At 37.8% G+C, this 22546-nt stretch carries 16 protein-coding genes; 11 read left to right on the top strand and 5 right to left on the bottom strand.

The window, feature by feature from the left end; translation table 11 throughout:
• Nucleotides 1-77 precede the first annotated feature (77 nt).
• On the top strand, nt 78-3062 hold the full coding sequence (locus AAHM81_RS02420) for a hypothetical protein (protein ID WP_342264929.1): 2985 nt from the start codon (nt 78-80) through the stop codon (nt 3060-3062).
• A gap of 97 nt (nt 3063-3159) precedes the next feature.
• Nucleotides 3160-4176, top strand: a complete 1017-nt coding sequence (gene murB / locus AAHM81_RS02415) for a UDP-N-acetylmuramate dehydrogenase (protein ID WP_342264928.1) — start codon at nt 3160-3162, stop codon at nt 4174-4176.
• A 29-nt stretch (nt 4177-4205) separates the two neighbouring features.
• Here murB and AAHM81_RS02410 read toward each other — a convergent pair whose 3' ends face one another.
• From AAHM81_RS02410 to AAHM81_RS02400, 3 genes are all read right to left on the bottom strand, one after another.
• On the bottom strand, nt 4206-4394 hold the full coding sequence (locus AAHM81_RS02410) for a hypothetical protein (protein WP_342264927.1): 189 nt from the start codon (nt 4392-4394) through the stop codon (nt 4206-4208).
• An 896-nt stretch (nt 4395-5290) separates the two neighbouring features.
• Nucleotides 5291-5449, bottom strand: a complete 159-nt coding sequence (locus tag AAHM81_RS02405) for an AAA family ATPase (protein ID WP_342264926.1) — start codon at nt 5447-5449, stop codon at nt 5291-5293.
• A gap of 209 nt (nt 5450-5658) precedes the next feature.
• Nucleotides 5659-6567: a hypothetical protein gene (locus AAHM81_RS02400; protein WP_342264925.1), complete on the bottom strand. Its 909-nt coding sequence runs from the start codon at nt 6565-6567 to the stop codon at nt 5659-5661.
• A 576-nt stretch (nt 6568-7143) separates the two neighbouring features.
• Between AAHM81_RS02400 and AAHM81_RS02395 the strand changes: the two genes are divergently transcribed.
• From AAHM81_RS02395 to AAHM81_RS02355, 9 genes are all read left to right on the top strand, one after another.
• Nucleotides 7144-8124 carry an ankyrin repeat domain-containing protein gene (locus tag AAHM81_RS02395; RefSeq protein ID WP_342264924.1) on the top strand — a complete coding sequence of 327 codons (981 nt, stop codon included), beginning with the start codon at nt 7144-7146 and terminating at the stop codon, nt 8122-8124.
• 190 nt (nt 8125-8314) lie between these two features.
• Complete coding sequence (locus tag AAHM81_RS02390) at nt 8315-8677, top strand: hypothetical protein (RefSeq protein ID WP_342264923.1); 363 nt, start codon at nt 8315-8317, stop codon at nt 8675-8677.
• A 64-nt stretch (nt 8678-8741) separates the two neighbouring features.
• A complete protein-coding gene (locus AAHM81_RS02385) occupies nt 8742-9176 on the top strand; it encodes a hypothetical protein (protein WP_342264922.1) in 435 nt (144 codons plus the stop codon).
• Between the two features lie 1651 nt (nt 9177-10827).
• Nucleotides 10828-12915 (top strand): ATP-dependent DNA helicase RecG, encoded by a 2088-nt coding sequence (gene recG, locus AAHM81_RS02380; protein ID WP_425286267.1) that lies wholly within the window; start codon nt 10828-10830, stop codon nt 12913-12915.
• A 27-nt stretch (nt 12916-12942) separates the two neighbouring features.
• Entirely contained in the window at nt 12943-14448 is a 1506-nt protein-coding gene (locus tag AAHM81_RS02375; protein ID WP_342265754.1) for a carboxypeptidase M32, read from the top strand.
• Between the two features lie 102 nt (nt 14449-14550).
• Entirely contained in the window at nt 14551-15009 is a 459-nt protein-coding gene (locus AAHM81_RS02370; protein ID WP_342265758.1) for an FtsL-like putative cell division protein, read from the top strand.
• A 37-nt stretch (nt 15010-15046) separates the two neighbouring features.
• Nucleotides 15047-17275, top strand: a complete 2229-nt coding sequence (locus tag AAHM81_RS02365; protein ID WP_342265753.1) for a penicillin-binding transpeptidase domain-containing protein — start codon at nt 15047-15049, stop codon at nt 17273-17275.
• Nucleotides 17275-18744, top strand: a complete 1470-nt coding sequence (locus tag AAHM81_RS02360) for a UDP-N-acetylmuramoyl-L-alanyl-D-glutamate--2,6-diaminopimelate ligase (RefSeq protein ID WP_342265752.1) — start codon at nt 17275-17277, stop codon at nt 18742-18744. Before AAHM81_RS02365 ends, AAHM81_RS02360 begins: the two co-directional genes overlap by 1 nt.
• Nucleotides 18745-18904: 160 nt before the next feature.
• The gene (locus AAHM81_RS02355; RefSeq protein ID WP_342265751.1) at nt 18905-20320 is read left to right on the top strand and encodes a hypothetical protein; all 1416 of its coding nucleotides are present in this window, start codon (nt 18905-18907) and stop codon (nt 20318-20320) included.
• 30 nt (nt 20321-20350) lie between these two features.
• On the opposite strand, the gene rnhA is transcribed toward AAHM81_RS02355, so the two are convergent.
• Complete coding sequence (gene rnhA / locus AAHM81_RS02350; protein ID WP_342265750.1) at nt 20351-20800, bottom strand: ribonuclease HI; 450 nt, start codon at nt 20798-20800, stop codon at nt 20351-20353.
• A 17-nt stretch (nt 20801-20817) separates the two neighbouring features.
• A complete protein-coding gene (locus AAHM81_RS02345) occupies nt 20818-22539 on the bottom strand; it encodes an Ig-like domain-containing protein (RefSeq protein WP_342265749.1) in 1722 nt (573 codons plus the stop codon).
• Nucleotides 22540-22546 lie beyond the last annotated feature (7 nt).

Genomic DNA, 22546 nt, shown 5'->3' with positions numbered 1-22546 from the left:
CGAACAATTTGTATAGTTTCATAAAGTTAACTTTATTAGTTAACTAGTTGACAAGTCAAATGTAACCATAACATTACATGTTTGTACACCATTTTATTTATATCTTTTCTAAACAAAAGAAGCAGCAAGCTTTTATAGCCGTTATCCATTACTCATGTTTTGTATTACTTGGCCTTTTTACCCATGTTCAAGCAATACAGAAAATTGCAACGCCTCATTTTAGTATATTGTTTGACACAAATTCGACCAGCTCAGCAGAGCGTATCGCCAACACGCTAGAAACAATATATAAACCTGTCTCTAAAACATTAGGCGTTTACCCCAGCCCCATTCGTTTGATACTTGACAGTCAGTCTACTGAGCTTAATGCATACTTTAAACCCCTTCCACGTCATATATATTTTGATACCTTATACTATTCTAATCCCTATTTTATCGGCAATGCGGATTGGTTTGATATGGTATGTATACATGAATTTAGACATGCAGCACAACATAGTATTGAATACCATAGCACACCTTTTTGGCTCAAGCTTCCCTATTTTGCATGGAATGTGGTTGCTGTATGTGGCGTGGACAGCTTTTTCAAAGAAGGCGATGCAGTTGGCATGGAAACAGCGCTTTCAAAAAGTGGTCGAGGCCGCTTACCTGGATGGGAAAAAATATATAAGGTTAACCTTCTAGAGCGTGACAAAGTTAGTTTCAGCAGACAAATCTTTGGTTCATTGAAACATGAATTAGCATCTGACTATCACATAGGCTATTATTTTACCACACATATTCGAAGAAAGTATGGTGCACATGCCATCCAATCTATTTTTGAAAAAACCATGCGCGGTATACCCTATTTTGGATTCCACAATGCTGTAAAAAAGGTGACCAAAAAGTCGATACCAAAAGTATACGAGGAAATGAACCAAGAGCTGCGCCTGAGTTGGCAAAAACAGTTAGAAGGATTAAAGATCACGCCTGCAACACAGCTCACCATAAAAAAACCAAATGACAGTTTTGATTACAACAATCCATTTATGGACACATCGGGCAACCTAATGGCTTGGAAAATAGGTATAGGCTTACGTGCGCAACTGGTTCAAGTGAACATGGCCCCTGCTTCATCGAAAAAAAAATCCTCCTTGCTTCAAAAAGACAAGACCATACTATACTTTATAAAAAGCAGTCTGCCACCTGCTGCTTTTGCCATAGGGGAGGGATGTGCAGCTTGGTTAGAGCCATGCCACCACCCTTGGCAAGCGAATACGCAAACCATTCGTTTGCAGCATTATGATTTTAAACAAAAGAAAAGACGTACCCTTGTTTCAAGCAGCAGATATACCGCATTAGCTATGAGTCCTAATACACAGCAACTGGTTGCTGTAACAACCGACCCATCCGGTAACCATCTATTGGTTATTTTAGAGACAAAGTCTGGCAAAGTGGTTAAAAAAATAGCTAATCCTGATAATGGGTATTATTTAACCCCCAGTTGGTCTGGTGAAGACCACATCATAGTGGTAAAAACCAAGAACCAACAAAATAGTATTTTGCGCATTAATGTAGCAACAAGCAAGGAAGAAATACTCTTGCCTTATACCCACGAGCATAGAAGCTACCCTAAGATCTATAAAGACTATTTGCTTTATAATAGCTCCTACAATGGCATTGATAATATTTATGCAATGCATTTATCTACAAAAGCTTGTTTTCAAGTGACCTCAAGAAAATATGGGGCTTATTTAGGCATGGTGCATCCTATAAACAATCAGCTTATTTTCAATGATTATAGTAAAAATGGGATGGAGATAGCTGCCATGCCTTTTGACCCCACTTTATGGACACCTCTAGAAGAGGTAGAGGATAGATCTGTAAGGTATTATGAACCATTGGTTGCCCAAGAACAGCATAGCGATATATTGTCAAAAGTCGCTAACCATCAATATCCCATTACCAAACATTCCTTCTCAGAGGACTATTTTAGTCTAGTTGGACCAGACGCAGAAGAGCCAAATTGGCGTGATAGAGGAATCAAGATCAAGCTTTTTCAATTGGTAGACTTAAAGGATAAACTGAACATTACCCCTTATTTTTACCAAAATTTTAATCTATTTAAGGTAACTAGAGAAGATGGGTATAGAACAAGTGAATTAGGGTTAAAAATAAAATATATAACTGCTTATCCAATCCTTGACCTAGATCTTAAGGGTATTAAGCGAAAAAGTACAGTGTTGACTGAGTATATAAAAGCATCAAAGCAGCCGCCTAGGCCTATACTGCTTTGCCCTCAGGGTGTTCCTGTATGTATCCCTTCGAAAGATTACATAAGTGACACATATTGGACACCAACATTAAACTTAGGTATAAAATTCCCATATTACTTCAATTTAGGCAGTACTTCAGGCACAGCACATTTAAAGGCTGAAATTGATCTAGAGCAGTGTGCCACAAATAGAAAAATAGGTTATAGTCAAACGTATACTTTTAATATACATAATGAATCAACTAAAAGTAACAGGGATATTTATTCACCCTGGTACCAAAGCCTTGAGCTGAGTTTGTATTATCCTAATAAGGATCTTACCTTATTAAAAGGACATGAAAGCATGCTATATCTGGAGGCTCTATTTCGCGTTCCAGGAATTGGCAACCACCACTATTTTAGTTTACATCCAGCTATTAAACGGTTTAAAAGAGTAAATAGTAATGCAACTTGTTGGGGACAACGCATAAACCTAACGTATGGCTTGCCATTAGCCTACCCAGAATGGGGCATACCGCTTATTTGGTTTTTAGAGAAAATATGGATTGAGGCGTATTGTAATACCAGTCAGCTGGTTACTTTTGATACTATAGGTAGAAGTTTTGATAATATAGGTGCAAACCTGCATTTTAAAAGCAGATTCTTATCCAATAGAAATATACCTTATGCATTAGTTGCGATAGATTTTCCTATTTTTAGGAAAGGCCATAATGGATGGGTATTCCAGGCTCTAACACCTAACTTCCACTTAAGTTTCCATTTAGAAGCCAGAAAAGAGGTTGAGTTTACTAAAAAAAATAAGCTATAACTAATCTTGCTATTCACCTGTAGGGTGCATCGTATAATTGCATTTTTTTTTAAAGTGGGTATTTTTTCTTGTTTGTGTGATGCGTTCCCATTACCCTTTGCAATCGTTAAATAGTTTTAAGGTTTCAGCATTTGCAGCTGGCTACATTCAGCTTAATAGCCTAAAAGATATAGTGGATTTGTATGCTACAGTAGATGTAAGACGTACCCATTTTTATATCCTAGGTGGTGGTAGCAACACCCTATTTGTAGAAGACTTTCCTGGTTGTATACTTCATGTACAATTATCTGGCATTGAGGTAATAGCAGAAACTTGCCACAAAGTCCTAGTTAAAGCAGCAGCTGGTGTGGTTTGGCATCAGCTTGTCTTATTTTGCATAGGAAAAGGGTATGGAGGGATAGAAAACCTATCCTTGATTCCAGGAACAGTTGGTGGCGCGCCTATACAAAATATAGGTGCATATGGCATAGAGCTTAAAGATGTAGTGGATACGATTGAAGCAATTGAGTTATCAACGGGACAAAAAGTAATTTTTAAAGGCTCAGCATGTGGCTTTGGCTATAGAACCAGCTTTTTCAAGACAAAATGGAGCCATCAATATTTAATTACAAGCATTACCCTAGCATTACATAAAGAAACAAAATATGCTATAGCATACGAGTCTATTCAAGCTATGTTAGCCAAAATGGAAGTTAAGCAGTTGTCATTTAAAGCAATCAGTGACGCAGTTATCGCCATTCGCAGACAAAAACTACCAGATCCTGCTACGTTGGGCAATGCAGGCAGTTTTTTTCAGAATCCTTTAATCTCTATAGATCACTATGCATGGCTTAAGCAAAAATATCCATCATTAATTGCTTTTAGCAGAGAAGATAAAGCACAAATAAAAATATCAGCAGCCTGGCTGATAGAAGCAGCAGGCTGCAAGGGGCTACGCATAGGCAATGTAGGTGTTTATCCCTTGCATGCCCTTATATTGGTAAACTATGGAGGCGCTACTGGTAAAGATATTATCGATTTAGCTGCTCACATCAAACAAAAAGTAAAAAATCAGTTTGATATCACCCTTATACCGGAAGTGAACATTCCTCCCACACTTCCTGTCTATACTTAGCCGTTAGCATAATAGACCTTCTGAAAAAGCTATTTATGATCAGCAATTTTTAGGAGAAGCGCAGTCGAGCACCGCAGAATACTAGATGTATTTGAGGAGCATAGATAAGCTTCTACACCAAAATTTCCATTAGAAACAGGTTTTGCAGAAGGTCTAATGTCTCCAGCCTGATTATGCACCAGGTCATAGGTGGCATAAGCAGCTACAACTGATTGCATCCGCCCACTCAATGGCGTCAACTTAAGGAATTTATCTTATTTTTTTACTCAGCACTGTGGTTAAAAACGCATTTTTTCTAGTTTTTTAAGGAACTTCATTACACGCCTGTGGCTGGGCCCCTTATCTCCTTCGATAAAAAGCCTGGCCCGATAGTAAATAGCTGAATCGATATCTTTTTCAGCGGGAAAATCGTGAACTCAGCCCGCAAGCGGGCTTCAAACAAACGATTTTCTAATCCGCTGAAAAAGATATCGCTCAGGTGTTGGTGTTTTACTAGAGCGCCATTTTTTATCGAAGGAGACGCGGGGCTGATAATGATAAGAAAAGCTATTGTGGCCGCCGATAAAGGAATGCGGCGCTTCAGTAAAGCGGAAGTCTTTAAATAATCTGTTTTTCAGCGGATTAGAAAAACAGCCTGTTTGAAGCCCACATTAGTGGGCAAGTTCTGTTTTTCCCGCTGAAAAACAGATTATTTCATTGCTTTTACTGCGCGCCAAATCTTTTATCGGTGGCCATAAGTGCTGCGTATACCAATACTCCATGTAAAAAATGCTATTCTATTTAATAGTCAATTAATATTTATCTCTTAAGTTGACGCCATTGCGTGAACGGATACAACTGATTTCCCTGAAAAAGCAATACCCACTTCTGCTACTTCCTTTACATTAACGACCTAGGCCGCTTGCTCTATTGGAACATATATAATGGGTTATACCCAAACTTGCCAACATTCCTAAGACAAAACGACCATGGAAAAACCCTTCCGATGTGCTACTCTTTTTTGTATCAAAATAGCTAACACTTCGGCATAAAAAGTAGCTTCACATCCTTAAAACTTATCATAATAACAGGATACTTTCCTTGATACTGCTGAATGTACCCGCCACCGTCTAACTTACCAATTACCCCAGCGACGGGAACGGGTAATTAAAGTAACCTCCTCACCTTTACGCAATAGATCTGCTATCATAGCTGTTTTATCACAAAAAAGGTAATCGTTAGCTACCAACTTATGGAAGTTCCTAACCCCAATGGGTAGTTTATGTCTATTCATATCAGATTATCTAGGAGCGTTTCAGCGGGTTGGTATAATGTAATAGCAGTTGACCTATCGTTTTAAGATTCTATAACATATAAAACTAGATTATAATCTATCGGTTTTGTACATAAATGTAGTGTTTTAGAGTCTTTTGAAAAGACTCAATTATCGCATTACTATCTTTCATTTTATGATGCTACTTTTTTAGAAAAAGAAACGTTTAGCTATTTCTCCTTTAACTTATCTAACTTAGATATGTAAATATCTACTAATTTTAAAATAGTTTGTACATGTTTTTGCTTCTGTTGTTCCGACTTACCCTTGAGGCGATTTAGAATATCATTAATACTATTATTTTCTTGTAAGAAAACCCCTATCGTTTCCTTATCCCCTGTCTTTTTCTTATCTGTTTTATTTATTGTTGGTTTGCTGAGTGTTTCGTCTGCTAGACTTTTCAATCTAACTAGCTTATTTTTCAATTCTTGTAGTTCAGGTGATAGATTTTGACCTAGTGGTGTGTTGGGCTTTATTCTATTTTCCAGCTGTTGCATTGAAGCCTTCAAATTAGACGGTTGCCCGTTTGTACTCGACAACGATAAAGGATTACCTTTACCTTGCAGATTGTTTAATTGTCCATTATCAACTTTGGGGTTCGAAAGCATGGTCTTATTGCCATTATGGGTATTGCTGTTAGGAGCCTCTGGTGGTATTGGGTTTTGACCATTTACGCCTTGATTTAACTTACCTAATCTATTACTAGATTGAAGGTTGCCATTTTCGTCTGGGATAAGCTTTTGGTTGGTTGTATTGTTATTGTCTAAAACAGCTTCAGGCGTGTTTGGCTGTTCTGCTGGTATATCAGATGGTTCCTCCGCTGGTTCCTCCGCATTGGGTTGTTCCAATAGATCACTACCTGGGTTGATGATACCTTCATCTATATTTTCTGTATCCTCATCTTCTACACCATCTTCATCTATTAGCTTATCCAGGTTAGGGGGTGATTTAATCAATCGCATCTCTTCTTTTTTATTTGCCAACCACTTACATCCAAACGAAAAGAATACAACGCAATATAATGGAGTAGTTGCTAAGATTTTTATATCCTGTATGATTTTGTTTTTTGTTGTTTTCATTGTCTATCTATATATACTGTGAAGCTTCACGAAAGCCTATGTTATCATTCATAGTAGATAGAGCTAAGCTTAGAAACTGCTATATTTTTGATAATCTATCCTATAGCAGATGGTATGCAAATTTTTACAATTATACAAATCTACTCTAGATAGTATCCTGTTGTGGGTTAATAACTAAAACCATGTGGCATCTATAGACCTTCTGCAAAAGCTATTTGTGATCAGCAATTTTTAGGAGAAGCGCAGTCGAGCACCGCAGCATACTAGATGTATTTGAAGAGTATAGACAAGCTTCGACACCAAAATTGCCACTAGAAATAGGTTTTGCAGAAGGTCTTATTAAAAAAACTTGGAAGTGTATCTATATTTTATTAAATATAGAAGAAGGGTAAAAAGGTAAGTAAATAGATCGATTTCATTACCTCTAAATTAATTTAATATAAGGGCTTTTTAGCCTATTTGGCCTTATTGCACTTAAACAGGTGAAGTAATATCGATAGGCTTATATGGGGAAAATTCATTAAAATAATTTCGCCTAGCAGTGATTATTAGCATACAATTAACCAATCAATAATTATGAAAAAAACATATATGCGTTGTAGAGTGGGATTATTTGCCGGATTAATCAGTTTCAATGCATTAGCTTCTTGTGCAAACACAGAACGAACACTAGGAATGGGGCTGTGTCAGTCAAAAGAAACAAAAAAACAGAGGGAATTAGAGCGGCAATATAAGGATCAAATGAAGAAACTTAATAATAGGTCTTCTATTAATAAAGATTCATGGTATAACTCGAAAAGCTGCTATGCAACAATAGCAGGAACAGCAACATCAGTAATAACAGGACTGTTATGGTATTTATATTATAATGTGCCATCAGAATCTACCACAGAGCCCACAATGGCAAATACAACAATGCCCTTCCCAGGAAACGGAACGACAAATGTAGTAGCTGATGGAGCACCACTAGCACCAGTAGTAAACACAACGATGGCCTACGTAGGAAATGCAATTGCAACTGCGGCAACAGCTGCTACAACAGTCTTACCTACGGTAGGTCTAATTGCAGTATTAAAAAATGGTACCAATTCTGTAGTTATGCCTTCTATGTCGGATACAAATACTATACGAAATAAGAATACTCCAAAATTGTCCAATATTAAACCAATTACTATCCTAAGTCAGGAAATCATAGATGATATTATAGTAAAGAATGGGTTTTCGACAGGAAGAATAGAACATTGGCTTAATCAAGGTCTGCATATAGATGCCAAAGATGAAGAAGGGCGTACCCTGTTAATGGAAGCAGTAAATAGTAACTCGTTCACTGCAATTGTATTTCTAATGGGTAAGGGTGCGAATGTGAATGAACAAGACAATAGGGAAAATACACCCCTAATGTATGCTATACACCGTAAACTCGAAGAGATCGCTGAATTCTTAGTAACATATGGCGCAACTCCGTGTAAAAAAAATATAGACGGTAGGCCTTCACAGTCTGATATAGAGCCACTTAACGCAAAATTATTGGAAGAAAAATTCAAAAAATGTTCATAAAAACTCAACCAAGGCTATTCTCTAACCAAATAGTTTCCTAACGAATGATTTTTAGGCCAAACTCTTAAAGCTGATTAAGTCCATTCTAAATGGAGCATAGAAAATTAAGTGCCATGCTTCTTTACAGTGATCTGGAAATGCTAAAAGAAAAAAGTTCTTAAACAGGTTATACACAAAAATTAAATACACTATGAAAACAAAACATATGCAATATAGGTCAGCTTTATTTATTGGACTATTAAGCTTAAATACTTTATCTTCTTGTGTAAATACAACACGTAGGCTAGGGGGTGGTGGTTCTAGCCGAGATACGGAACAGGGTAATAATACGGACAGATCCAGAAAAGAAAACAGCAACTGGAAACAGAAAGCTGCTTGGGGTGTAACTACTGCCGCAGTGACAACAGCAGCTGTCTATAGTGGGTATAGTTACGGTAAAGCTGATGGTTACGCTAAAGGTTTATCTGATGGTAAATCCGGTTGTTTTAATGGACCATCCAGTAATAGCAATAACACAAAGCCACCAGGGAGATTTGGCTCAGATAGACCATAAGATAAAGCGTTAAAATAATTCTATTTGACAATGATTTATAGCAGAATCACTACGCATTCACACTATGACAACAAAACGCATACAGTATAGATCAAGCCTATTTATTTGGCTATTAGGCTTGAATACCCTATCCTCTTGTATAAATACAAGAAGAGAGCTGGGTGTAGATAATAGTTCTGATCTTGTTAACCAGTATGAGGAAGAAGACCATGCTGTGAATAATCTACAAAGCGATTCGGAGCAGCTGTTAAGTGCAAATGGTAGTTTCAGTCGACAAGCAGAACAAAGCGATAATAGAGATCACTCGCAAGAAGCAAATAGATTCAGCCTGGTAAGTGCTACTTTTCGGTCAGCAGTAGACCGATTGGCAGAGGCCCCAGTAGAAAATATATTATGGATTTGCGGTGTAACCTATGGTTTAAGCTACGCTTTAGGCTATATAAGAGGCTATACACCTGGTTATGCTGATGGTTTATTATATACCCTACCTCGGATCTGAAATATAGAAATAAGGTGCCTTATAGGGCACCTTATAAACAATCACAGCTGTTGCAAATCAAACTTATCGACTAGTGTGGCACAGAGTAAGTCATAAACCCCGTGGCTTTTTATATAAAAAGTATCTATTCATCACTATGGTTAAAATTTACTTTTCTGCCGTATCCATACATCACTATGGTTATGTTTTTCTGAAAAAGCAAATAGCAAACCAAGTACCAGCTCCGCGTCTCCTTCGATAAAAAATGGCGCTCTAGTAAAACACTAACACCTGAGCGATATGTTTTTTAGCGGATTAGAAAATCGTCTGTGTGAAGCCCGCTTGTGGGCTAAGTTTACGATTTTCCCGCTGAAAAACATATCGATTCAGCTATTTACTATCGGGCCAGATTTTTTATCGAAGGAGATAAGGGTTCAAACCAGAAGCGTGAATAGATACTATAAAAAACACCCACAACAGTATCACACTAATATTATAGATCCCGTTAGAGCTAACCCCTTGTATCCATTTTAGCTTATATTATTTCAAAGAACATAAGCTCAACCAGAACCATATCACTACCCTTTACTTAGCCTGCTGGGTTATGCTGTTATTCTGATCAAAGCTGAAGCAAATATACGTACTTTTTTCTAAATTCCAATAAATTTTTCAACAATAGACCTCTTGCAAAACCTACTTTGTGATGAGCAATTTTTAGGAGAAATGTAGTCGAGCACCGCAGAATACTTAATGTATTTGAGGAACATAGACAAGCTTCGACACCAAAATTGCCATTAGAAATAGGTTTTGCAAGAGGTATAATAAGGGTATAAAACCCTTTCATAATACCCCTAACGTTATATCTCCTTTTCAAAAAAAAACGCTTCATTATAAAAGTTAGGAATGGTCTACATTTTCCACAAAATACCTACATATCTATCCACTTATAAACGATTTCCTAAAGCATAACCACCTAAAAACAGTTATGTCAACATCTATATTAGAAATATGACCAAAGTTATTCAGAACTCAGTTATACACTTTTTATTCACATTGCTCATTGCTTGCCTATATAATAATAGGCTCAAGTAAACAGATTAGAAATCTGTAACCATCCAGCCAATGAATCTAGATTAACGGTTTTATACCATAGACCTTCTGCAAAAGCTATTTATGATGAGCAATTTTTAGGAGAAGCGCAGTCGAGCACCGCAGCATACTAGATGTATTTGAGGAGCATAGACAAGCTTCGACACCAAAATTGCCATTAGAAATAGGTTTTGCAGAAGGTCTCATCAATTTGAAAAAGAAGTGGTATCAACTTTGCTCACTTTTAACACCAACCAAACAGTGGATAAACCAATGATATGAATAGTAGTTATACACAATTTTGTTTTTAACTTACACTTTTCCACAAATCCACCGAATAATAAGGATAAGTTTTTTCATTTATATCAAATTACTTATAATACCTTTCAGATAAATGTGGATAGGTGGGAATATAAATTGTATTGAGCATTGGCAGTTCAATAACTGTGTGATGCGCTATTCAATTATCTGGCAGTGCTGCGAAAAAATGCCCACTTGTAAAAAGCTTCGGTGCGCAACTGTACCCATTAAAAGATGGGTGGAAAGTCAGTTTGGTGGGATTTGCAGGATGGATTTTGATATTATGGATCATTTTTTCTCTAGAGATATAACACTGCTTACAGGACCAGATAAAGCACAGTTGCTTAAGGATGAATTGGGTATACATACCTATGAAGACCTTTTAAAACATTATCCATTCCGATACGAAGACCGAAACAACCAGTCTACTGTCGCGGCATTAACACCAACTACTCCCGGTGTGCAATTGCAAGGATACATCAAAAGCTTGCAAAAAATAGATAAAGGCAAAAAAAGACTGGTAGCGCTGTTTGAAGACAATACAGGACAATTAGAACTAATATGGTTTCATAACTTTTCTTGGATTATAAAAAAAATTAAACCAAACGTATGCTACCGCGTTTGGGGCAAACCTGTTTTTTTACCGAATGGTCAAAAACAACTGATCCACCCAGAAGTTGTTTTTTATGTTGAAAATCAAGAACAAAAAAACAGTTTGGTTCCTTTATACCATAGCACAGAAAAGTTAAAACGCAATCATCTAGACACTAAAGGGATTGCCTACTTCCAAAAGAAGCTATTGAGCCAGCTTAATACAGTTATAGAAGAAACCTTACCAGACTATTTATTGGCGCGCTATCAACTTATCTCTTTAAAGGGGGCGTTGCACAACATTCATTTTCCAAGTGATCCAGCAGCATTAAAACAAGCCCAAAGAAGACTTAAGTTTGAGGAGTTGTTCTATCTGCAATTAAAATTGTTTAAGGTAAGAGGGGTTCGTGTGGAAAAACAAACTGGTAAAGTTTTTAATAATGTATCATTGTTACATACATTTTACCACAACCATTTGCCTTTTCATTTAACAAATGGCCAAAAGGAGGCCATTAGAGAAATTTACCGTGATTTAAGTTCTGGTAAGCAGATGAATAGGCTTTTGCAAGGTGATGTGGGCAGTGGTAAAACAATTGTTGCTTTTCTGGCTATGTTGGTGGTAATAGCCAGTAAAGCACAAGTAGCCATTATGGCACCTACTGAAATTTTGGCCAAACAGCATTTGGAGCGTTTTCATATTTTTGCCCAGCAATTGAATTTAAATATTGCTTTGCTTACAGGAAGTACCAAAAAGAAAGAAAGGGAACATGTTTTATATCGACTCAAGGTAGGCCTACTGCATATTATAGTGGGCACGCATGCTTTGCTGAGTGATGAGGTTGTGTTTCATGAACTGGGTTTTTTTATAATAGATGAACAACACCGTTTTGGCGTAGCACAACGTGCCGGTCTCTTAACTAAAAACCAAGTGTATGCGCCCCATATACTCATTATGACTGCTACACCTATTCCAAGAACTTTAGCTATGACTTTTTATGGAGACTTGGACCTTTCTACCATTTATGAGCTTCCAGCAGGGAGACAGCCCATTAAGACGCACCATTACTATGAAAATGCTCGGTTAAAGGTTTTTCAATTTGTAAGGGAACAACTCTTATTGGGCAGGCAGGTGTATATTGTTTACCCCCTGATTGAAGCTTCTGCTGCATTGGATTATAGCAATCTAATGGCTGGTTATGAATCTGTTTCTAGGGCTTTTCCCAATGTTCCTATAGGGATTATTCATGGTAAAATGGATAGTGCGGCTAAGGACATGGAAATGAAGCGTTTTGAGAAAAATGAGACACATATTCTGGTTACAACAACTGTTATAGAGGTAGGTGTCAATGTACCCAATGCAACAATCATGTTGATAGAAAGTGCAGAGCGATTTGGATTGTCCCAGTTGCATCAGTTGCGTGGAAGGGTCGGTCGTGGTAGTGCGCAGTCCTACTGTATTTTAATGACAGATTACCGTTTAAATAAAGCAGGAAAAGAACGGATGGAGACTATGGTTAAAACAAATAATGGATTTGAGATAGCGGAACTAGATCTTAAACTTCGTGGCCCAGGAGATCTAATGGGATTGCAACAAAGTGGCGTTCTAAACTTAAAAATAGCTGACTTATCTAAAGATACTGCTACTTTAGAAGTAGCACGTAAGCTGGCCAAACATATTATTCAACAAGACCCACCATTGCAACACCCTGCCAACTTGCCAATTTGTAAAGAATATGCTAGATTGCTTGCTGCAGCTGGAGAGTGGAATAAAATAGGGTAAGCAGCTTCTTTTTAAGATATATAAATTATGTCGCTATACGAAAATTTTGTAGAGAGATTTAGCCATGTTCGATTGCTTCATCAGATAGAAGCACTTCTGGGATGGGATCAGCAAACCTATATGCCTGCTGGTGCTATTGATATGCGTGCCAAGCAGCTTGCTTATATTGCTGGCCTAGCGCATAGGGAAGCAACGAGTAGCAGCTACCGCGATGCCCTAGCGCAGATGATTGATATAGATACAGAAAGCATTAAATTGGAAGGGTTATCTTTAACAGCGCAATCCAATCTTAAGCAGTGGTGTAAGGACTTTAAAAAAACAATCAAGTTGCCCCAAGATTTTGTTAAAGCATACTATGCGACCACCACTACTGCAACAGAAGTATGGAAAAAGGCTAAGCAAACTGCCAATTTTGACTTGTTCAGCCCATGGCTTCAAAAGGTTGTAGACCTGAATCGGGAAAAAGCTAATCTATTGGGCTATGTAGATGGCCCATATGATGCGCTGATCGATTTGTATGAGCCGGGTGTAACTGCTGCTACTTTATCTACTCTTTTTTCTGATTTAGCAAGCTTTTTGTCTGATATTGTAGGTAAAACAAATGGAAAAGACAGCCCGTATAACTGCTATTTTGACCATCCTTTTGCACAAGAAACCCAAATGCAATTTGGCTATTTGCTTTTAAAGGCTATGGGAATTGGCCATGAAAACAGTAGGTTAGATTGTGCTGCGCATCCTTTTTGTTCTGGCATACATCCTTCTGATGTAAGGCTGACCACTCACTTAGATGGTGGATTGTTGGAGCATATTTTTGCTGTGCTACATGAAGGTGGCCATGCATTGTATGAGTTGGGTTTGCCTAAAGAGGAGTGGGCTACTCCTGCTGGTCAGGCCGTTTCTATGGGGTTGCATGAAAGCCAATCCAGGTGGTGGGAGGTAATGGTGGGTAAGTCTTTGCCCTTTTGGTCCTATATCTATCCTAAACTTCAAAGTCAGTTTCCTGCTCTTAAAGAATTGTCTCTTGCTAATTTTTATCGACACATCAATCATGTACAAGCTTCCTATATCCGCATTCATGCCGATGAAGTAACCTATCCATTGCATATTATTCTTAGATTTGAACTGGAAAAACAATTGATAGAAGGAACCATTAAGGCATCAGATGTTCCCCAGATCTGGAATGCTAAGATGAAAGAACTTTTAGGTATTACACCTAGAAATGATGCGGAAGGCTGCTTGCAGGATATTCATTGGTCTTCAGGTTCTTTTGGTTATTTTCCAACCTATGCATTGGGGAATATTTATGCAGCCCAATATTTTGATGCCTTTGTACGCTCCTTTCCAGATTGGGAAACACAAGTAGCTCATGGGTCATTTGCATTTATAAAAGACTGGTTGCATGAGCACATTCATCAGTTTGGTAGAATGTATGATGCTCAGGAAAGTATAAAACGTGTCACAGGTAACCCGCTATCTGTACAACCTTATAAGGATTATATTATGAGGAAGTATAAAGATATTATTACTGGATAGCAAGGAGTTGTATAGTTATGCTAAGGCGTTATGTCTGCTTTTTATCATAAGAATATGGGATATGTAGGAGGGCCTACCAATCATCCATAAAACGCTTTGGAAATGAAGGAAAACAGCTATAAGCCTACCAAAAAATTAACTTTGTTTGGTCAATTGGAAAAGAGGCTCCATATAAATAGCACTTTTCTAAATACCCCCTACTACTTATCTCGTTTGTTTTATCTTTTCTTTTTGGGATTGCTTTACATATGGAATGCACATTATCATGAAAAAATGTTGCATAAACTCAACCAACTTCAGCCTATGGTAGATAGCCTTCGTGTAAAACATATGCGGTTGCAATCCAGTTATATGTTTGATAGCAAACAATCAGAAGTAGCCAAAAAAGCGGCGCAGTTAGGTATTTATGAGAGTAAGGTGCCTCCCTATATAATAGCCTTCTCTCGAAACGCTACTTCTGCTGGTAATTTGCACGTCGATCCGGTGCTTAAATCCTCACGTACATCTAGTACGCTGCGGTTTTGCGCTCCGTGTCTCCTACAAATTCCTGAGCATAAGTAGCATTTCAAAAAAAGTCTAACCAAATCTAACAAAGAAAATGACCTTCACTAAGGCCATCTTATTACGTGCCAGAATAATTTTTCTTTCTATTCTATGTTTTGTAGTGCTTATTATATGGAAAATAGTGCACTTACAATTTGTAGAATGCGATAAGTGGCGCCATTGTGCTAAAGTTGCACAGCTAGCATATAAGCCTATTGTAGCCTCTAGAGGCAATATTTATGCCCATGACGGCGCTTTATTGGCTACCTCTCTGCCATTTTATAGGGTTGCTTTGGATCCGCTTGTTGCTTCAGATGCCTGCTTTAAAGCAGGCATAGATCCACTCAGTCAAGCATTGTCTGATTTTTACCAAGACAATCCCCCCCAATACTATAAAAAACGAATCATGGATGCACGTGCTAAAAAACGGAGGTATCTGTTATTGCATACAGACTACATCACCTACGAAGACAAGAAAAAAATGAGCCAATGGCCCATTTTTAATCAAGGAAAATTTAAAGGAGGTGTGATTTTTGAAGCGCAAAATAGACGTTATAACCCCTTTAAGGAATTGGCTAGGCGTACAATTGGTATGCATCGAGAAACCTATGGATTTGGGTTAGAATATGCTTTTAACAAAGCATTACAAGGTGTAGATGGCAAGGCGCTTTACCAGAAAGTAGTAGGAGGCAATTGGAAAAAGGTTCCTGAGGGTAACATGATACCCCCTATACATGGCGCTGATTTGGTAACTACTTTGGATATCAACCTACAGGATGTAACCCAAAGTAGTTTGTTAGCTGTTCTGGAGAAAACCGAGGCGCAAAATGGTTGTGCTATTGTAATGGAAGTAGCTACTGGCGCCATTAAAGCAATGGCCAATTTATCTCGTATGGAATCTGGAAAATATATAGAATCCTATAACTATGCTATTGGTAACCAAGGCACTGTTGAACCAGGTTCTGTTTTTAAATTGGCTTCTATGTTGGCTTTGTTAGAAGAAACGGGATGGCCGCTTACTAAACTGGTAGATACTGGAGAGGGTGTGGTTCAGTTTTACAATAGATGGATGAGAGATGTAAAAAAAGGAGGTTATGGACTACTTACCTTACAAGAGGTATTTGAGAAATCTTCTAATGTGGGTATTTCCATGGCTGTTCAAGAAGCATTTGGTGCAAACCCTCAAAAATTTATTGATTATATGGAGCAATTGGGCATACACCAACCCCTAGGCATTGAGTTAGCTGGAGAAGGAAAACCCTATATGATCACGCCCAATAGCAAAATGTGGAGTGGTGTAGCACTCCCATGGCTTTCTATTGGCTACAACTTACAGATCACCCCCCTTCAGATGTTGGTGCTGTATAATGCTGTGGCCAATAATGGTACAATGGTGAAACCTATGTTTGTGCAGCATATACAGTCAGCTAATGGCGTGGTTAAAAATTTTCCGACTACTATTTTAAAAGAAAAGATCTGCTCAAATGAAACTTTATCTAAACTCAAAGCGATGCTGGAAGGTACAGTAGAAAAGGGGTTGGCACAACGCATTAAGCATGGATTTTATAAAATAGCTGGTAAAACAGGTACTGCTCAAAAATTGGTCAGTGGAAAGTATACAGATAATCACCTCACTTCGTTTGCTGGCTATTTTCCAGCTGATCATCCTCGCTATAGTTGCATCATTGTGGTAGACAGCCCACAAGGAGCAAGCTTTCGGTTTGGTTCAGAGGTGCCTGCGCCTATATTTAAAGATATTGTGGATAGAATAGCTGGAAAAGATTTACATGCAAGAAAACCCATTAATAGCTCTTTTGCAAAATCTATTTGTGGTGAGCAGTTTTTAGGAGAAGCTCAGTCGAGCGCCGCAAGATACTTGGGTGTATTTGAGGAGCATAGACCAGATTCGACACCAAAATTGCCATTAGCAATCGAGTTTCTAAATAGGTCTAAAGTAGGGGTTCATGCAACCCTGCTTTCTAATATGGGCCATACCAATGAATTAAGCTTTTTGTATCAATCCCTTGGATTTCCTATACCTGAAAATATTCATGCAGGGGCAAGTTGGGGACGGCTGGAGGTCAATGCTCAAGAAAGTAGCTTTCAACCATCTACACCCCAAACTCCAAAGGAAGTACCTAATGTATTGCATATGAAATTACGTGATGCCCTCTTTTTATTAGAAAATAATGGCCTAAAAGTTACCATAGAAGGAAACATACATGGTGTGGTATGCAAACAATCTAAAGTAGCTGCTAACCAAATTATTATCCTATTAAAATAATGATGAAAAACCTTCAACAATTGCTGGTAGATATACCTGTACAAAAAATAGTGGGTCTGGTCGATCTACCTATACAAACCCTGTGTTTTGACAGCCGTAAAGCGGTAGCCCATTCTTGTTTTGTTGCAATCAATGGTAGCCAAGTAGATGGCCATCACTATATATCAATGGCTACCGCAGCAGGTAGTAGCGTTGTTGTATGTGAACGTTTGCCTGAGTCGATACAAGAAACTGTCACCTATGTAGTGGTTGTATCCACACCTAACACACTGGGTATGATGGCTTCCAATTTTTATGACCAACCTAGCAAAAAACTAAAAGTAGTAGCAGTTACTGGTACAAATGGCAAAACTACTGTTGTACACCTACTGTATAATATGGTAATGAAAATGGGCTATAAAGCTGGTATGTTTTCCACGATGTACAATAAAGTTTTAGATGAAACCTACTCGGCCAGCCATACCACTCCAGATCCATTGCAAGTCCAGTCACTTTTACACCGTATGGTAGCAGCAGGTTGTAGGTATTGTTTTATGGAAGCCAGTTCCCATGCTATCGTGCAAGAAAGATTGGCAGGTATACATTTTACAGGTGCTATATTTACCAATATTACCCATGAACACTTAGACTACCATCTTGACTTTGCACATTATATTCAGGCTAAAAAAAAGCTCTTTGATCGCTTGCCTGCTACAGCTTTTGCCCTTGTGAATCAGGAAGATAAAAATAGTTCCATTCTGCTTCAGAACTGCAAGGCTAAAAAGTTTACTTTTTCACTTCGGGACGCTGCTGATTTTAGAGCAAGAATAGTGACCAATACATTGCATGGATTAGAACTAGACATAGCGCATCAATCGGTTTGGTTCCAGCTTATTGGTGCCTTCAATGCCAGCAACCTATTGGCTGCTTATGGCGCAGCACAGTTATTAGGATTGAATAGCCAAGAAAGCTTGGTAGCCCTTTCAGCTATTCCTCCTATTCTAGGAAGAATGAATAGGGTCCCTCATGGCAAACCACAGCAGGTTATCATAGATTACGCCCATACGCCAGATGCCATTCAAAAGGTAATCGCTACACTACGTTCTATGTTTCCTACTGGCGGTAGACTCATTACCATTATGGGCTGTGGTGGCAACCGTGATCCACAAAAACGGGCTATGATTGGAAAAATCCTATCGCAAAATAGTGATATAGCTATATTTACCAGTGATAATCCAAGAGAGGAAGACCCAAAGGAAATTATTGATGCCATGCAACAAGGCGTCCCTGAAGCAGCCTTACCAAAGGTACTCCATATCATAGATAGGGCTATGGCTATTAAAACAGCTTGTTGCATCGCTCATGCACCCGACCTTATCTTAATAGCAGGAAAGGGCCATCAATATTACGAAGAAATCAAAGGCACCCGACACTATTTTTGTGAAGAAAAAATTGTTCAGGAAGCCTTATGTGATACAAAAGCAAAGTAATAAAAATCACGTTCCTCTAAAAAGTTTCGATAAAATAGCAGCATATAAATTCCTTTTATGCTTTTTCAATATTTGTTTTATAACAAAAATTTTATAATATGAAATTACTTATATAAGTAAGCAATCTTACTAAATATTATTTAATTTTTGTTTTAAACATATGAGAAAAACAGGCAGGTACTATTGTTCTATTGTGTCCGCTAATTTAATGGCATTATTAGTTGGATGCAGCTACCATTCGAAAAATAATAGGATGGATACCCCACCTTTAGAAGAACAAAGTGTAGTTGCCCAGGCTTCTACTTCGAAGCCATATGAATTTAGTGATGTACTGAAAAAGGTAAATACCTTACTTGAAACCTTTAAACAATGTTGTGCATACATTGATACGCATAGAGGTGACTATACGCTTAATAGCATTGCTAGAACCGATGGGGCATTTCACTCCAAACAGCAGGATAGGGGTGGTCAAAAGTGCTATTCTCTTATGCAGTATAATGAAATGAATGCTATTGATTATACTAGAGTTTCTCAAGACAATAGGATAACGCTTAAAAATTTTGAAACTTCCCCAAAGCTTAAAAATCTTGAAACTTTCTCGCATACGTTCTATGCGTTGTGTTATTTAAAGTTTTGGAACGAAGCGGCTTCTAAGCGCTTAAAAGATCTGTGTGATGATTCATGTATGAAACCAGAAAATTTCACTAACACCGTTAATAGTCTTGTACAATTTGCAATTGATAAAATAAGTCAAACTCAGATTAGTACTGCTAAAGACAAAAATGTCCCGGATCACTTTTGTAACTGCACGAACAAGCAACAAGGCTACAATTATGTTTCTTCTTACAAGGACACTGCTGAGGTATTTTTATATGGAGTTTCAGATTTCTTATATCTGGATCTTTTATCCTATTGGGGTAAAATAGTTGAACTGTTCATATTTCATGCGCTTAATACTAGTGTTGTGCAAGGAAAAATTCGTACCAAGGAAGCTAAAGAACGATATCAAACAGTGTGTAACACTGTTAAGCGTATGTACAGCGCAGAGTATAGTCAAGCGCTTGTAAAGTGTTTCCGTACTGAATCGAAAAACATTATAGAATATGGTCCATATGAGAATCGTTATAGCTTTATAAAAATCATTAATAAGCTAATTAAATCTAGTTTGAAACCTATTCAAGATATGTATGCTAATCTTAGTGAATTAATTAATGAGATTGAATATAGCGATGATTCTAGCCTTAAAGACAATGTCATTGGTAGTCTTACAATGTTTTATAATATTGCTTATAGTTTAGGCATAATCGATTTAATATCTACCTTTAGTAACATCGTATCATTTTATTTTGCTAGAAATCATTTGAAGAAAGAAGAACTTGTAGAAGTAATAGGAAGAGAAGATGTTCAGTTAGTTATCACTCAGGTATATCTTGCTAATTTTATTCAAGGAAATGAAACTGGTTTTGATCAGGTCAATAGCAAGGTTAAGGAGCTTATTGATGACGTTAACAATTTATTGAACCAGAATAAAAATAACAATAGTTGTCACGTTAGATCGAATGTAGGCAAGGCTTAATCGGAAACCAATATCTGGCACTTTTTGGATCTAAAGCTGTTTTTCGTAATAGGTATCTACCAGCAGATTGGTATGGCTACTGGCTACAGCTAGTTGGTCGCAACGTTCATTCTCGTAGTGGCCAGCATGGCCCTTTATCCAACAAAAGTGAACCAGATGTTTTTGATAAACTACCCAAAAACGTTTCCAGAGATCGGGGTTTTTCTTATGCTTAAAATCTATTTTAATCCAGTTTTTAAGCCATCCTTTTTCTACTGCATTGATTACATACCTTGAATCAGAGTAGATCGTAACTTTTTGTCCCCCTTGTTTTAGGGCTTCTAAGCCTATGATAACAGCCAATAGCTCCATTCGATTATTGGTTGTTCTTCTATAGCCTTGGGATAATTCTTTGGTATGACCATTGTGCTTTAAAATAATCCCATACCCACCCGGACCTGGATTGCCTCTAGCAGCACCATCTGTATAGATATCAATCATCTAAACTAATTATCCTCTTAAAATTTAAAGTCGATACCGGTTACATCCCAGTTTTCTACCATATTGATTTCTTTTTCGTAAAAGATTACTGGGTTGGGCTCAATGTTTTTAAGTATATCTCCAGGTGACCACTCCTCTTCCCCTTCATTGAGCACCAATATGCGCATTCTATAGGAGCCAGGTGGAACCATTTTGAATTGATAACTTTTTTTATTCCGAATAGCATCTACGCATACATCTTTTTGATTCAGTAGCTCAATAATGAAATAGGGCGTTGTGGTTGTTATGCTTCCTGAAATGGTCCCCGTTGCTTCTTTTTTTCTAAGTAAATAAGTTTGGCTGATCTTTTTATGGGTCGATTGATCAAAGGCAGTACAAGCACCCGGTTCTATTTGTAAGGTAACCATCTGATCTATAATTTTACTTTTATCGTCTCTTTCTTGCTCTTTTAGAAGAAACTGGCTAATCTCTTCTGGCATGAAATGTTTGCGTATGGTCAGTTTGGTTCGATCTCCGTTCCAGGACCATTCGTCTTCTTTTAGAGCAATTTTCTGTTGGTTTTTACACTCAAAATAGATTAACGCTTCGTTAAATGTTTTAATGGGCTTGTTAAATGAGATCGATTCTGAAAAATCAGCCACTATCGAAGGTAGGGGACGTGATGCTAGCCTATAGCTTAGGCTTGTTTTGGCAGTTTCTGCTTTTCCTTCTTTGAAGCTAATAGATATATTTTCTTCTAATGGCCTATGTAAAGCATCCTGGGCTTTTAACTGAATCTTAAAGGTATCTCCCTCGAGAAGGCCAAAAGTATTGTAAATAGTGACTACGTTAGGTGATTGTTCTAAAGCGCAACTATAGAGCTGTGGCTTGCCCTTTATCCCTACCGTTTGCAGTGGTATCAGTTGGTAATTGGTTATCGCTTTGTTAAAGATGATTTCAAAAAAACCTTTTTGGGGTGTGCCGCGTAATAATTTTAAATCACGTACGTCAGCTGCCACAAGCGGGAGTACAACATCTTCTCGGGAATCGCTTAAATCAATAGGGTTCTTAAAAAACCCATATTTATCCTTTTCATAATCAATCTTATAGGTATTGTTTTGCCCAGTGGTAGCTCGAATGTAATACTTGCCTAAGCGTATGCAACCTATGGTAAAATTACCATCTTGATCAGCTGTAGTATAATAATCGGGTGTGCCTTTTTCTTGCCATTCTTTAGGGTCTCGTGTTGCACTATAGAGGTAAACACTAACATTGCCTACTGGCTTATTGGTTAGTAATGCTTTTGTGGTTCCCTTAATGGTAATGGGATCTATAAAAGAACCTGTACTAAAAGTTAATGCTGCACCTGTTGCCTTAGTGCCTTCATGGGTATCTTTAACTGCGTTATTAAAATGGATGGCATAGGTCGTCTCTTCTTTTAGCGGAACATGTAGCTTAAGTTGTAGCGTTTTTCCATTTACAGTATAGCTGTAGGGTTGTTTGCCTTTTGGTTGATCCAATTTGGGCATGATCACCAAGTTGTTATTTGAAAAAGCAATATCTTTATTGAATGTCAACCGAATGGTTTTACCCTTAAAGTTTAATGCACTGTTTTCTGGAACCGAGCGAACGAGCTTAGGTGGTGTCTCATCAGGAGGACCGCCTTCTGGCTCCTGTACTGCAACGCAGGAAAATATAGAAATAAGTAATAGATAGCTGTAATGAAACAGCTGCGAAAAGGTAGGAATCCGTTTAAACATCGTTAAA

Origin of the sequence: Cardinium endosymbiont of Philonthus spinipes, from assembly GCF_964030745.1 — a bacterium.
GTDB lineage: Bacteria > Bacteroidota > Bacteroidia > Cytophagales > Amoebophilaceae > Cardinium.
Note: the sequence above shows the minus strand (reverse complement) of the source record. Positions and strands in the feature narration are given on the sequence as shown.

Coding starts and splice junctions, on each gene's coding strand:
- AAHM81_RS02420 (WP_342264929.1), top strand. CDS start 78: ATGTTTGTACACCATTTTATTTATATCTTTTCTAAACAAAAGAAGCAG.
- AAHM81_RS02410 (WP_342264927.1), bottom strand. CDS start 4,394: ATGCAATCAGTTGTAGCTGCTTATGCCACCTATGACCTGGTGCATAAT.
- AAHM81_RS02405 (WP_342264926.1), bottom strand. CDS start 5,449: ATGAATAGACATAAACTACCCATTGGGGTTAGGAACTTCCATAAGTTG.
- AAHM81_RS02400 (WP_342264925.1), bottom strand. CDS start 6,567: ATGAAAACAACAAAAAACAAAATCATACAGGATATAAAAATCTTAGCA.
- AAHM81_RS02395 (WP_342264924.1), top strand. CDS start 7,144: ATGAAAAAAACATATATGCGTTGTAGAGTGGGATTATTTGCCGGATTA.
- AAHM81_RS02390 (WP_342264923.1), top strand. CDS start 8,315: ATGAAAACAAAACATATGCAATATAGGTCAGCTTTATTTATTGGACTA.
- AAHM81_RS02385 (WP_342264922.1), top strand. CDS start 8,742: ATGACAACAAAACGCATACAGTATAGATCAAGCCTATTTATTTGGCTA.
- recG (WP_425286267.1), top strand. CDS start 10,828: ATGGATCATTTTTTCTCTAGAGATATAACACTGCTTACAGGACCAGAT.
- AAHM81_RS02375 (WP_342265754.1), top strand. CDS start 12,943: ATGTCGCTATACGAAAATTTTGTAGAGAGATTTAGCCATGTTCGATTG.
- AAHM81_RS02370 (WP_342265758.1), top strand. CDS start 14,551: ATGAAGGAAAACAGCTATAAGCCTACCAAAAAATTAACTTTGTTTGGT.
- AAHM81_RS02365 (WP_342265753.1), top strand. CDS start 15,047: ATGACCTTCACTAAGGCCATCTTATTACGTGCCAGAATAATTTTTCTT.
- AAHM81_RS02360 (WP_342265752.1), top strand. CDS start 17,275: ATGATGAAAAACCTTCAACAATTGCTGGTAGATATACCTGTACAAAAA.
- AAHM81_RS02355 (WP_342265751.1), top strand. CDS start 18,905: ATGAGAAAAACAGGCAGGTACTATTGTTCTATTGTGTCCGCTAATTTA.
- rnhA (WP_342265750.1), bottom strand. CDS start 20,800: ATGATTGATATCTATACAGATGGTGCTGCTAGAGGCAATCCAGGTCCG.
- AAHM81_RS02345 (WP_342265749.1), bottom strand. CDS start 22,539: ATGTTTAAACGGATTCCTACCTTTTCGCAGCTGTTTCATTACAGCTAT.